The sequence below is a fragment of the Massilia yuzhufengensis genome, from assembly GCF_900112225.1.
GTDB classification, from domain to species: domain Bacteria; phylum Pseudomonadota; class Gammaproteobacteria; order Burkholderiales; family Burkholderiaceae_D; genus Telluria; species Telluria yuzhufengensis.
Map to the genome: position 1 here is coordinate 54906 of NZ_FOLD01000007.1, position 13237 is coordinate 68142.

Here is a 13237-nt window from a genome sequence, read left to right on the forward strand (position 1 = left end):
GGCGGGTGACGCAGGGCGGTCGAGCGGTTCCTGCTACCAGTTGGTCTTGCAGGAATTATGCGCTGCGGCGATCCAGCATGGCGCGCGCGATCGTGCCCGCATCCACGTATTCGAGTTCGCCGCCAACCGGCACGCCGCGCGCCAGGCGGCTGACCGTGAGCCCGCGCGCTTTCAGCATCTCGCTGATGTAGTGGGCGGTAGCTTCGCCCTCGTTGGTGAAATTGGTGGCCAGCACGACCTCGGCGACCACGCCATCGGTGGCGCGCGTGACCAGCTTGTCCAGGTGCAGGTCGCGCGGACCGATGCCGTCGAGCGGCGAGAGCCGCCCCATCAGCACGAAGTACAGGCCTTTATAGGTGAGCGTCTGCTCGATCATCATCTGGTCGGCGGGCGTCTCGACGATGCACAGCAGCGCGCGGTCGCGCGCTTCGTCGCTGCACAGGTCGCACACCTCGGTATCGGAGAAGGTATTGCACAAGGCGCAGTGGTGCACCGTATCCACCGCCTGGTAGAGCGCGCGCGACAGCATGGCCGCGCCTTCGCGATCATGCTGCAGCAGGTGGAAGGCCATGCGTTGCGCCGACTTCGGACCAATGCCGGGCAGGCGCCGCAGCGCCTCGGTCAGGAAGTCGAGCGACCTGGACATGAAAGCCTTTTTATTGGATCAGAACGGCATCTTGAAGCCGGGCGGCATCGGCATGCCGGCGGTCAGGCCACTCATCTTCTCGGCGGAGGTCGATTCGGCCTTGCGCACGGCGTCGTTGAACGCGGCGGCGACCAGGTCTTCCAGCATGTCGCGGTCGTCGCCCAGCAGCGACGGGTCGATGGTGACGCGCTTGACGTCGTTCTTGCAGGTCATTACGACCTTGACCAGGCCGGCGCCCGACTGCCCTTCGACTTCGATCAGGGCCAGCTGCTCCTGCGCCTTTTTCATGTTGTCCTGCATGGCTTGCGCCTGTTTCATCAAGCCTGCGAGCTGGTTTTTCATCATGGTCGGTTTCTCCAAAAAGTTCCGGATGGGTTAATTGAGGGGCGCGTCGGGGGCGGCCGGCAGCGGCGCCGGCTTCACCGAGCCGGGCACGACGAAGGCGCCGAAGCTGCGTTCCATCGTCTGCACGAACGGCTCGGCGGCCACCAGCGCCTCGGCCTGGCGCTGGCGCTCTTCGCGCGCAGCCTTGGCCTCGGCGGCGGCGGTGTACCAGGTCGGGCCGATCTCGGTATCGATCGCCACCCGCAGTTGCGGGAAATGTTCTTGCAGCGCAGCGGTCAGCTTCTCGCTGTTGCCGCTGGCGCGCAGCGTATCGACCGGCACCCGCAAGCGGAAGGTGGCGGCGTTGTCATGGGTGACGCATTCGATCAGCTCGGTCTGCAGGGCCAGCTGCTGGGACACGCCGCGCAGCGGCAGGCTGGCGGCCAGGGCCGGCCAGTTGCCGTCCCAGCCGATCGACGGCACCGGGGTGACGACGTAGGCATGTGGCGGCGCGGCCGGGGCCCGCAGCTGCGCGGGCGCCGGCGCCGTCACGGCGGCCGGCGCCTCGGAAGCCACGGCGGTGTCATCGGAAAAATCGGTGACCCAGGACGGCACGTCATCCTCGGCCTGGGCGCCCTGCATGCGCGCCTGCGGCGGCTGCGGAGCGGCCGCGTCGCGCGGCGCGCCCTGCTCCCACGGCGGGGTGCCGGTGGGCCCGGTCGCCTGCGGCATCGCCGCGGACGGGCCGGGCGCCGACGGGGGCGCGGCGGCCGGCGCCGGTGCGGCGGCGGCAGGCGCGGGCGCACTCGGCGGCGGCGCTTCGGCGGCCGGACGCTTGGCGCCGCTGCCCGGGCGGCCGGACGCCGCGCGCGCCGCTTCCAGCGCCGCGTTGATGGCGGCGCGGGCCGAGGTCATGGCCGGCGCGGGGCCGCCGGCTGGCGCTGGCGGCGCTGGCGGGCGTGGCGGTGGCGCTGCCTGCGGCGCGGCAGCCGGGCGCGCGGGCGCGACCGCGGCATGGCTGGCCGCGGCCACTGCGGCGGCGCGCGCTGCCGGCGCCGGCGCCGCGCTCGGCGTGGCGGCGGCCGGTGCTTCGGCCCCGCCCTGCCCCGGGCGGAAGGCCAGCATGCGCAGCAGGGTCATGGTGAAGCCCGCGTATTCGTCCGGCGCCAGGCCGATCTCGTTGCGGCCATGCACGGCGATCTGGTAATACAGCTGCACTTCCTGGGCGTCGAACGCCTGTGCCAGGCGCAGGATGTCGGGCAGCTCCGGCAGGTCTTGCGGCACCGCGGCCGGCACCGACTGGGCCAGCGCGATGCGGTGCAGCAGGGTGCCGAGGTCTTGCAGCGCGCCGTTGTACGACAGGCTGCGGCTGGCCATCTCGTCGGCCACCGCCATCAGGTCGGCGCCGTCCTGTGCCAGCAGCGCGTCCAGCAGGCGCACCAGGTAGGACTGGTCGAGCGCGCCCAGCATGCCCTGCACCGCCGCCAGGGTGACTTCGCCGGCGGCATAGGCGATGGCCTGGTCGGTGAGCGACAGCGCGTCGCGCATCGAACCGTGGGCGCCTTGCGCCAGCAGGCGCAGCGCCGGCTGCTCGAAGTTCACGCCTTCCTGGCCGAGGATGTTCTCGAGGTGGCCCACGATGTGGCCGGGTGGCATCTGCTTGAGGTTGAACTGCAGGCAGCGCGACAGCACCGTGACCGGGATCTTCTGCGGGTCGGTGGTGGCCAGGATGAACTTGACGTGCGGCGGCGGTTCCTCGAGCGTTTTCAGCATCGAGTTGAACGCGTGGTTGGTGAGCATGTGCACCTCGTCGATCATATAGACCTTGAAGCGCGCATTGCTCGGCGCATACACCGCCTGTTCCAGCAGCTGGGCCATCTCGTCGACGCCGCGGTTGGACGCGGCATCCATTTCAATGTAGTCGACGAAGCGGCCGGCGTCGATCGCGCGGCAGGCTTCGCATACGCCGCAGGGCTCGGCCGTGATCCCGCCCTGCCCGTCCGGACCCACGCAGTTGAGCGACTTGGCCAGGATACGCGACAGCGTGGTCTTGCCGACGCCGCGCGTGCCGGTGAACAGGTAGGCGTGGTGCAGGCGGCCCGTTTTCAACGCGTGGGTCAGGGCACGGACGACGTGCTCCTGGCCAACCAGTGTGTCGAAGTTCTTGGGACGGTATTTGCGGGCGAGGACTTGATAGGACATGCCGGGATTTTACCGCAGATGGGGCCCGGCGCGGACAAACCGAGGCGTGCCTGGCAACAACTTCAGGCGGCCGCCAGTGCCGGGCGTCCCGCGCGAGCGTCCAGCCGGAACACGCTCACCACCTCGGCCAGGCGGCGCGTCTGCTGTTCCAGCGAATCGGCCGAGCTGGCCGCCTGCTCGACCAGGCGCGCATTGTCGCGGGTCGATGCGTCCATCGTCCTGATCGCCTCGCCGATGGCCGCGATGCCGCCGGCCTGTTCGCGGCTGGCGCTGCTGATGCCGGCGATCAGGCGCGACACCTGGCGCACGCTGCCCACCACCTGTTCCATGGTAGCCCCGGCCTGGCGCACCAGCTCATTGCCGGCGGCGACTTCCTGGACCGATTCGCCGATCAGGGCCTTGATCTCGCGCGCCGCAGTGGCCGAGCGCTGGGCAAGGTTGCGCACTTCGCTGGCCACCACGGCGAACCCGCGTCCCTGCTCGCCGGCGCGAGCTGCTTCCACGGCGGCATTGAGCGCCAGGATATTGGTCTGGAAGGCGATGCCGTCGATGACCGCGATGATGTCGGAAATCTTGCGCGACGAGGCGTCGATCGCCGCCATTCGCGCCACCGCGCGGCCCACCACCTCGCCACCCTGCGCCGCCACGCTGGCCGCGGTCCCGGCCAGCTCGCTGGCGGCCACAGCCCGGTCGGCATTCTCACGCACGGTGACAGTCAGCTCGGCCATGGACTGGACGGTCGCGCGGATCGACGCCGATTGGGCCGTGGTGCGGGCGGCCAGCTCGGCGTTGCCGGCAGCGATCTCGACCGACGCCGCCCCGGTGGTGCGCACGCTGTGCTGGACGCTGGCCATGGCGCCTTCGAGCAGGCGCACCACATCGCGCAGGGCGCGGCCGCTGGCGCTGCGCGTCGGCAGTACATCGGCCCGCAGGTCGATCTGTCCGCCCTGGTTGGCCATCGACGCCACGCTCACCCGCAGTTCGGCCGACTGCAGCGCCTCGCGCCGCAGCACCCGGGCCAGGAAGCACAGTACGACGCTTTCCGCTATTACATAGGCCGCGTGCACCAGCACCGCTGCAAGGCCGGCTTCGCTCAGGCAGCGGACGCCGAAACCGAGCTCCTGCAGGTAATTGAACGACAGGTGGTGCACGGCGATGGTGACGGCCGCGGCGACGATCACCGTCCAGTCGCGGTAATACAACAGGAAGGCCAGCAGCACGAAGATCCCGAAGTGCAGTTCGGCGCGGCCGGCGGCCTGGTGGATGTGCAGCGCGCAGAACACCATCATCGCCACCGCCACCATCATGCGCGACATGCGGCTGCCGCCCTGCGCAAGCACGGCCAGGGTCGGCACCAGGGCTGCCGGCAATCCGACCAGCAGCGCCCACTGCAGCGTATCGTGCATGCCGGAGAGCGCCAGCGCCATGGCAAACAGGCCCCACAGGATGCCGCACATGATGCGATCTGCCTGCAGATAGCTTGCTTTCAGTACGCCATCGACGCTCTGGTTTTCCACGTTGTCTCCTGATGAATTTTATAAACATCCACATTTAAACAGAAAACGTAGTTGCCGTGCGGAAATCTGATTAATTTACCGATGCAGAGCTGGGACAGGGGGGTTGGGGTAAAACCAGGGCCGAAAATGCAAAAAGCCGCTGACGCGGCTTTGTACAGTTGGAGCGACATCGAAAGAGGCGAGCCTGATCTGCGGCACTTGCGGTGAACGGCTTTGGCTGCTTCGTTCCCGACCTGACCAGGTAAACCATGCCACAATGCGCAGGGGCCCGCCGAGGGTGATTATACCGTATGGCGGGCGATGTGGGAAATGGCAGCTGGCCGGAATACGCCTGCGCAGCCACTACGTCTCTCCCGCGCAGGCGGGAACCCAATTTGCGTGAGCTATCGAACCGCTACGAACCTGGATTCCCGCCTGCGCGGGAATGACGTTTTGAGGGTAACGATTATTGGCGGCGCATCGATGCGCAACGCCTCAAATCCCCAACTCTCCCCATAACCCATCGATCCGCTCCTTCACCTCCGGCGTCATCTCGATCGGCGTTCCCCACTCCCGGTTGGTTTCTCCCGGCCACTTGTTGGTCGCATCGATCCCCATCTTGCTCCCAAGCCCGCTGATCGGCGAGGCGAAATCGAGGTAGTCGATCGGCGTGTTGTCGACCATGACCGTATCGCGGGTCGGGTCGACCCGGGTCGTGATCGCCCAGATGACTTCCTTCCAGTCGCGCACGTTCACATCCTCGTCCACCACCACGATGAACTTGGTATACATGAACTGGCGCAGGAAGCTCCACACCCCGAACATCACGCGCTTGGCGTGGCCGGCGTACTGCTTCTTCATTTGCACCACCGCCATGCGGTAGCTGCAGCCTTCCGGCGGCAGGTAGAAGTCGGTGATCTCGCTGAACTGCTTTTGCAGCAGCGGGATGAACACTTCGTTCAGCGCCACGCCCAGCACCGCCGGTTCGTCGGGCGGCTTGCCGGTGTAGGTCGAGTGGTAGATGGGATCGCGCCGCATCGTGATGCGGTCCACCGTGAACACCGGGAAGCTGTCCTGCTCATTGTAGTAACCGGTGTGGTCGCCGTACGGGCCTTCCAGCGCGTGCTCGAAGCCGGACGGGTGGTTCGCATCGGGGTAGATATGCCCTTCCAGCACGATCTCGGCGGATGCCGGCACCCGCAGCTCGCTGCCGATGGCCTTGGTAAGCACGGTGCGCTGGCCGCGCAGCAGGCCGGCGAACTGGTATTCCGACAGGCTGTCGGGTACCGGCGTCACGGCGCCCAGGATGGTGGCCGGGTCGGCGCCCAGCGCCACCGCCACCGGATAGGGCTTGCCGGGGTTGGCCAGCGCGTGCTCGCGGAAGTCCAGCGCGCCGCCGCGGTGCGCCAGCCAGCGCATGATCAGCTTGTTCGGGCCCAGCACCTGCTGGCGGTAGATCCCCAGGTTCTGGCGCTTCTTGTGCGGCCCCTTGGTGATCACCAGGCCCCAGGTGATGAGGGGCGCGATGTCGCCCGGCCAGCAGTGCTGGATCGGCAGGCGGGCCAGGTCGACGTCAGGCCCTTCCCAGACGATGTCCTGGCAAGGTGCGCCGCGCACTTCTTTCGGCGCCATGTCCCAGACCGCCTTCACGAGCGAACCCAGGCCCAGGATATCCTTGAAACCCTTGGGCGGTTCGGGCTCCTTCAGGCGCGCCAGCACGTGGCCGATGTTGCGTAGCTCGCTCACGCTCTCGGCCCCCATGCCCAGCGCCACCCGGCGCGGGGTGCCGAACAGGTTTCCCAGCACCGGGATCGTGTGCCCGGTGGGTTTCTCGAACAGCAGGGCCGGGCCTTCGGCGCGCAGTACGCGGTCGCAGATCTCCGTCATCTCGAGGTGGGGCGACACCGGCACCCCAACATGCTTGAGCTCGCCCATTTTCTCGAGCTGGGCCATAAAATCGCGTAAATCTGAATATTTCATCAAGTTTTGATTGTTATCTCGTCAGTAGAAGCTTGTTCAAGGCACCATGGCAAGTAGTTGATTTAACAAGCCTTTCTAAAATTTCGGCTTGGCATCAGATCTAAAAGTAATAAGAGCGGATCGTGCTAGGGTTGACTTGGCATAAAGGAGCCCCTACAATCCGACCTACTTGATGAGGCAGGCAAATCGTTTCGACATGATTTTAGCCGTTCTCATGCATTCACGGGGTCGGGGCCCCATATGACATTTTAAGGAGTGTTTTCACTGGGCGTCTGCCCAACCCCCGAGACAGTTGTTTAGCCACTGGTTCCACCCGCCTGGGTTTTATAGCAGCCAGCTGAAGCAAAGCAATGACGGCGTTAGTCGGCCGCTACGCGGCGACCTACGATATTTCTGATGCACGGCACCGAGTCCGAACACAGCGCGATTTTTCTTACAGCGCCGTGACGGGACGCTTTTTGCCGCGACAAAGGGGAATTCGATGATCCATCGTTTCATCACGAGCGCAAGGCTCGTGCAATCCATGGCCAACCAGCCAGTTACCTGGTCGTCCATGGGCAAAGCAGTACGCGGCGTAGCAAATACCGCACGTAATACCCTGACCGTATTCGGTCTCTCGGCAATCGCGATGCTCGCGCTGCTTTACACCAACGAAGACATCGCCAAGCGTGTCTCGGACGTGCTGGATCCCCAGCCTGAAATCGTCGCCATCGCCCCTGCTGCGCCGGCGCCTGTCGTCCTGGCCGAAGTGGCCGCGACCGAATCGAAAAGCGTAGCCACTCCTCAGCTGGCTGCCAATAGCAAGCAACAGCAATGGGTCACCTCCTGGCTGAGCAAGCGCTACCGTGTTGCCAGCGACGCCGCCAACATGCTGGTCTCGACCGCCTACATGACGGCGCACGAGGTCAAGCTCGACCCGCTGCTGATCCTGGCGGTCATGGCAATCGAATCGGGCCTGAACCCGTTCGCCGAGAGCGCGATGGGCGCCAAGGGCTTGATGCAGGTCATGGCCAAGGTCCACCACGACAAATTCGAGAAAGTCGGCGGCCAGAAGGCAGCCCTGGACCCGGCCGCCAACATCCGTGTCGGCGCCCTGATCCTCAAGGATTACGTCAAGCGTACCGGTTCCGTCGAAGGCGGCCTGAAGACCTACGTGGGCGCCGCGGACATGGAAAGCGACTCGGGCTACGGCTCGAAGGTGCTGGCCGAATACAAGCGCCTGAAGCAGGTCGCCCGCGGCCATAACGTCCCGACCACCAACCCACGCCCACTGCCGGCGCCGGTCGTGGTCAAGCAGGGTCCTGCCATCACCCCGGCGGAAACGCCGGCTGCCCCAGTCAACGCCGAGGCCCACGCAGCCGAGACGCTGGCAACGCTGTAAAGCCCGCACGGCCCCTCAAGAACCACCGCCGCAGCGGTGGTTTTTTTACTCCAACTTCGGCAACTTCGGGGTCAGGTCTGACATTTGGACACGGCCTCATCCATAAAACAGGTGTTCGCGTTTGCGGTTCCCGGTTTTACCAGCCCTACGGCATTAACTGCACACTACGGTAGAGCTCGTGTCCAAATGTCAGACCTGACCCCGAAGGTGGGGATTTTTGGAACTATCGCTGCAGCGGTGTTTTTTTACCTCCTGCTAGCAATGAAAAAGCCACCGGGCAGTGCCACGGTGGCTTTTGTCTATATATATAGTGGTGCCGGCGATTCGCACCCCGGCAAGCGGCCCTATTCCGCCGCGTCGAGGAAGAAGATCGCGTAGGCCTTGGCTGCCGTTTCCACAGTCGGTTTTTCCACCTGGACCTGGGCGCAGTCTTCCGCGACGAGGCTGCGCCAGTTGCGCACGCCTTCGTTCGAGAACAGCGGATTGGCCTTGGCGTTCAGGCTCAGGTCCAGGGCCAGCCTGGCATTGCGCGGACCTGCCTTGTCGTAGCTGACGCCACGCAATTCGATGCCGAAGGTGGCCAGCCATGCTTCCCACAAGGCCGACTCCTTGCCAAGCACGATGCGCTCGAGCATGTCATTGAGCGACACCCCCTTCTTGACCACGCCGCGCAGCAGGTCGAGCGATGGGGCAAAGCGCGCGTCGGTGCTTTGCTTGCCGGCGCCGCGGTCGGCGATGGCCTTCAGTTCCTTGGAAAAGGTCGCATCGCGCTCGGTGTAGTCGCGTACGCGGTTATAGAAGTCCCCATCGAGATAAGGATTTTCGGGGCGGCCGGCGGGCTTGGCCTCTGGCTTGCCGGTGGACGGCGGTTTTTTATCGGTCATGGCTGTTCAAACGTCAATGTAAGGGCGGAGTGTAGCATTGTCGCTCTTGCGGCGAGCGTTGTGCCGCCCTGCCACGTTGCAAACCCGGTCGAGAAATCTCCCACCATTGCATGGACGTAACGTTTACTGTAATGTGTCCTGATCTGTCTCAAGCACCGGACAATGACTTCCCTCACCCAGATTTCCGAAATTTGCACACCGGCCGGGCCCCTGCCGGACGCGCCAACACTCCCCGACCAATACGACGTACGCGGCTGCCTCGGCGAAGGCGGCTTTGGCCGGGTATATGAGGCCTGGGACAGCAAATTGTGCCGCCCCGTCGCCATCAAATGCATCAAGCACGCCGACGCCGCGCGCGCCGGCGCCGACCTGATGCGCGAGGCGCGCCTGGGCGCCTCCTTGCGCCATGCCGCCTTCGTGAAGGTGCATGCGATCGAAGACGACGGCTGCACCCAGTCGATCGTCATGGAGCTGGTGCCGGGCCAGACCCTCAAGCAGGTCCTGGCTGCGGGGCCTGTCGCCCGCGCCGATGCCCTCGAATGGACCCGCCAGGTCGCCGAAGCCATGCGCGACGCCCATGCGTCCGGCCTGGTGCATGGCGACCTCAAGCCGTCGAACCTGATGCTCGAACCCGGCGGCGCCATCCGTATCCTCGATTTCGGCCTGGCCCACCAGCTCGACGTGCTGGCCACCGCGGCCATCGCGCCCGAGGTCTTGCAAGGCACCATCGCCTACATGGCCCCCGAGCGCATGCTGGGCGCGCCGCTGTCCCCGCAGGTCGATGTCTACGCCCTGGGCCTGATCCTGTACGAGATGGTCTGCGGCGCCCGGCCCTTCGCCGCCCTCGACGGCCTGGCGCTGGCGGCGGCGCAGGTGCAGACCACGTCCGACGGCTGGAGCTATCCCCTCGACACCAGCCCGCAGCTGATCGCCCTGATCCGCGCGATGACCGCGCGCCAGGCGCCGCAGCGGCTGGCCGGCATGGCCGAGGTGCTGGCGCGGCTCGCGCAGCTCGAGGCTCCCCTGGTATCTCCGGCGCCGCCGGCCCGAAAGCCCATGCCGGCGCGCACCCGGCGCGTGCTGGCCGGCGTGCTGTCGGTGGCCCTGCTGGGCGCCGCCGGCTGGGCCGCCGCCCCCTACCTGGCGACGCTCGGCCCGTCGCTGGCGCCCTTCTCCGAGTCGGTCGAAATGGAACAGGGCCTGGCGGCGCTGAAGCTGTTCGACCGTCCGGGCAGCCTGGACAGCGCCGAGCAGCATTTCCGCCGCATCCTGGAACGCCGCCCGGACAGCGCGGCGGCCGCCGCCGGCATGTCGCTGATGTACATCCAGCGCTACCAGACCGACAAGCGCGACGAAACCTGGCTGCAGCGCGCCAATGCCAGTGCGCAGCGCGCCGCCCAGCTCAACGACCAGCTGGCGCTGAGCCACATCGCGCGCGGCTGGGTGCTGGACAACCAGGGCAAGCGCGACGACGCCCTGCTGGCGCACGCCGAAGGTTTACGCCTGGACCCCACCAATTTCTTCGCGCTGTATGGCCAGGGCGTGACCTTGCGCCGCATGCACCGCTACGACGAGGCGCGCGCCAGGCTGGAGGACGCCATCGCGCGCTTCCCGCAGGAGCGCGTCTTCACCGACGAACTGGGCAGCGTGTACTACGAACAGGCGGACTATCCGGCCGCCGAGCGCCTGTTCCGGCGCAGCATCGCCCTGCAGCCGGATGCCGTCATTGCCTACGCCAACCTGAATGCCGCGCTGCTGCGCCAGAACCGCGACGACGAAGCGCTGCAAGTGCTGCAGCAAGGCCTGCAGATCCGTCCCAGCGCCAAGCTGTACACGAACCTCGGCAATGCGCTGTTCCTGCGCCAGGATTACGTGGGGGCGGCGGCGGCCTTCGAGAACGCAGTCTCGCCGACGCGCGGCGCGCCGGGCGAATACCAGCTGTGGGCCAACCTGGCCGATACCCTGAACTGGATCCCGGGCCGCGAAAAGCAGGCGCGCGCCGCCTACGACAAGGCGCGCGAGCTGCTGGCGCCGCGCCTGGCCCGCGCCCCGGACGATGTGCTGCTGGTCTCGCGCATGGGCCTGTACGCCGCGCGCACCGGGGCGCAGGCCGAAGCCGCCACGCTGCTGCCGCGCGCCATTGCCCTGGCGCCAACCAGCGCCGACGTGCAGTTCCGCGCAGGCCTGGCTTATGAATTGTTGGGTCAACGGGACGCCGCACTCGTTGCCATCAATAGCGCCCGCCGCCTCGGGTATCCGGTCAAGTTCATCGATGCCGAACCGGACCTGGTGGCCTTGCGGCGGGATGCGCGTTACCGTCCGGACTGACCAAGTCCGATCCTGTCGTGCCACACCGGCACCCAACCGACTGACCTGAAAGCAGACATGCAACAAAACCACGAAATCCGCGTTATTTACGATGCAGGCAATCCGCAAGCCAGCTGGGCGCCGCGTCCGAAAGGCACCGACAGCATCCAGGCGAACATGAACGATACGATCAGCTTCACCTTCGAGGGTCCGGACTGCCTGACCAACGCCATCATGATGACCGGGCCGCGCGAGAAGGAAACCGAGCGCTCGCCCTTCAAAGGCGGCAACCAGATCAACATCGAACCTGGCGCCCGGTACACGATCGACAAGGAAAACGGCCTGTGGGGCTTCTCGCTCTCGTTCACGACCATCGACGCCCAAGGCATCAGCAACTTTTATTTCCTGCCTGACCCCGAACTCGAAGTCGGCTCGACCTGATGCCTGCCTTAGCCCGGACGCAGTAAACGCCAGCGGCGCCGCAAGGCCTCCGCCGGCGTTTTCAGGGTCGCGGCGCAGCGCTCCACATCGCCCCCGCAAGCCTCCATTGCGCGGGCGATGTCGTTTTCCGGGATGGTTTCGGCACGCCTGATGACGGGATGGTCTTCCAGCAGCTTGTAAAGGCTCGGGCGCGAGATGCGCAGCGCCTGCGCGGCCGCCTGGATGTTCCAGTCATGCGCGGCCATGGCGTCGAGCACATCGCCGTCGGACAAGGCGGACGGCCGGCGGCGCGGCGCGGCATCGGCGGCCTCGCCGCGCGGCGCCGGCGGAGCCGGCGCTTCCTCCGGCGGCTGCCGCTGCGTGCGCACCAGATCGTCGAGGGTCGGAACGACGCCTTCGCCCAGCATCAGCACCGCGCGCTGCAGCACATGCGACAACTGGCGCACATTGCCCGGCCAGTCCCAGCATGCCAGTTCCGCCACCAGCGCCGCCGGCAGCCCTGCATTGCCCTCCTGCTGCCCGAGCAAGTCGACGATCAGCACGCCGATATCCTCGCGCCGGGTGCGCAGCGGCGGCATCCGGATCACGAAGCCTTCCAGCCGGTGCAGCAGGGCCTGGTTGAATACTGCCGCCTCCAGGTCCTGGTCGGAGGCGGCAACCACGCGCGCCGACGAACGCCGGTCCTGGGCCGCGCCGACCGGCCGGTAGTCGCCGCCCTCGAGCACGCGCAGCAGCATCGGCTGCACGGCGGCGGGGGCGTTGCCGATCTCGTCAAGGAACAGGGTCGCCCGGTCGGCTTGCGCGAACACCCCGTCGCGCGCGGCCGGTTCGCCGGCGTGGGCTCCCGCCTCCACCCCGAACAGTTCTGCCGCAGCCGTCGCTTCGCCCAGGGCCGCCATGTTGACCGTGACCAGCGGCGCCGCGGCACGGCTGCTCAGCGCATGGATGGCGCGCGCGGCGATTTCCTTGCCGGTGCCGGTTTCGCCCAGCAGCAGCACCGGTAAGCCGCTCGGGGCCACCATGCGGAGCTGGTCGCGCACGCCGATGCTGGCGCTGCCCACGCCATGCAACCCCGGCACCGGATTGTGCTTCGGCAGGCGGTCCATCCAGTGCAGGCACAGGACCACCGCCCGGCCCAGGGTCAGGACCTGGCCTTCGGCGACCTGCGCCGCGGTGAGCCGGACCGCATCCTTGACGACGCGCCCGCCCACCTCGACCACCATCGAACTGGCGGGCAGCGCAAGGGTGAGCGTGTCGTGGGCGTCGCGCACCAGGCGCAGCGGCTGGCGAGAAATGCCGCCGTGACCCAAGGGCAGGCCTTCGCTGCCCGGCCGCATGAACAGGGGCGCGTAACGGTTCAGTTCAATGGTGTCGCTGCCGGTGCCGCCGACAAATTGTTCGCCGATGCGGGCCGGATCGGGATGCCAGAGGATGGTGACCGCCAGCAGGGGCGCCGTGGCATGGTCGAGGTCGGACAGGGGCGAGGTCAGCGTGTAATCGGAATAAATCATAGAATCTGGCAAAGACACGGTGGCGTGGCACCGATGCGTTTGCGATTCTACACTTTTGCCTGCAG

Annotated in this window: 10 protein-coding genes and 1 other RNA gene; 3 read left to right on the forward strand and 8 right to left on the reverse strand. The window is 66.7% G+C overall.

Features of this window, described 5'->3' with window-relative positions; genetic code table 11:
• Positions 1–55: 55 nt before the first annotated feature.
• The 6 genes from recR to ubiD form a co-directional block, all read right to left on the reverse strand.
• Positions 56–646, reverse strand: coding sequence for a recombination mediator RecR (gene recR, locus BM031_RS08250; RefSeq protein ID WP_091873677.1), 591 nt, complete (start codon positions 644–646; stop codon positions 56–58).
• Between the two features lie 18 nt (positions 647–664).
• A complete protein-coding gene (locus BM031_RS08255; protein WP_091873680.1) occupies positions 665–991 on the reverse strand; it encodes a YbaB/EbfC family nucleoid-associated protein in 327 nt (108 codons plus the stop codon).
• Positions 992–1021: 30 nt separating this feature from the next.
• On the reverse strand, positions 1022–3172 hold the full coding sequence (locus BM031_RS08260) for a DNA polymerase III subunit gamma/tau (protein ID WP_091873683.1): 2151 nt from the start codon (positions 3170–3172) through the stop codon (positions 1022–1024).
• Between the two features lie 62 nt (positions 3173–3234).
• Complete coding sequence (locus BM031_RS08265; RefSeq protein ID WP_091873687.1) at positions 3235–4689, reverse strand: methyl-accepting chemotaxis protein; 1455 nt, start codon at positions 4687–4689, stop codon at positions 3235–3237.
• A 174-nt stretch (positions 4690–4863) separates the two neighbouring features.
• Positions 4864–4962, reverse strand: an RNA gene (gene ffs, locus BM031_RS08270) — signal recognition particle sRNA small type.
• A gap of 201 nt (positions 4963–5163) precedes the next feature.
• Complete coding sequence (gene ubiD / locus BM031_RS08275) at positions 5164–6648, reverse strand: 4-hydroxy-3-polyprenylbenzoate decarboxylase (protein WP_091873690.1); 1485 nt, start codon at positions 6646–6648, stop codon at positions 5164–5166.
• Positions 6649–7276: 628 nt separating this feature from the next.
• Between ubiD and BM031_RS08280 the strand changes: the two genes are divergently transcribed.
• Positions 7277–8029, forward strand: coding sequence for a transglycosylase SLT domain-containing protein (locus tag BM031_RS08280; protein WP_229408707.1), 753 nt, complete (start codon positions 7277–7279; stop codon positions 8027–8029).
• Between the two features lie 344 nt (positions 8030–8373).
• Here BM031_RS08280 and BM031_RS08285 read toward each other — a convergent pair whose 3' ends face one another.
• Positions 8374–8913: a hypothetical protein gene (locus BM031_RS08285; protein ID WP_091873695.1), complete on the reverse strand. Its 540-nt coding sequence runs from the start codon at positions 8911–8913 to the stop codon at positions 8374–8376.
• 162 nt (positions 8914–9075) lie between these two features.
• Here BM031_RS08285 and BM031_RS08290 point away from each other — a divergent pair, with 162 nt between their 5' ends.
• Positions 9076–11241, forward strand: a complete 2166-nt coding sequence (locus BM031_RS08290) for a serine/threonine-protein kinase (RefSeq protein ID WP_091873698.1) — start codon at positions 9076–9078, stop codon at positions 11239–11241.
• Positions 11242–11298: 57 nt separating this feature from the next.
• Positions 11299–11661 (forward strand): hypothetical protein, encoded by a 363-nt coding sequence (locus BM031_RS08295; protein WP_091873704.1) that lies wholly within the window; start codon positions 11299–11301, stop codon positions 11659–11661.
• A gap of 8 nt (positions 11662–11669) precedes the next feature.
• On the opposite strand, the gene BM031_RS08300 is transcribed toward BM031_RS08295, so the two are convergent.
• Positions 11670–13172 (reverse strand): sigma-54-dependent transcriptional regulator, encoded by a 1503-nt coding sequence (locus BM031_RS08300; RefSeq protein WP_091873708.1) that lies wholly within the window; start codon positions 13170–13172, stop codon positions 11670–11672.
• Positions 13173–13237 lie beyond the last annotated feature (65 nt).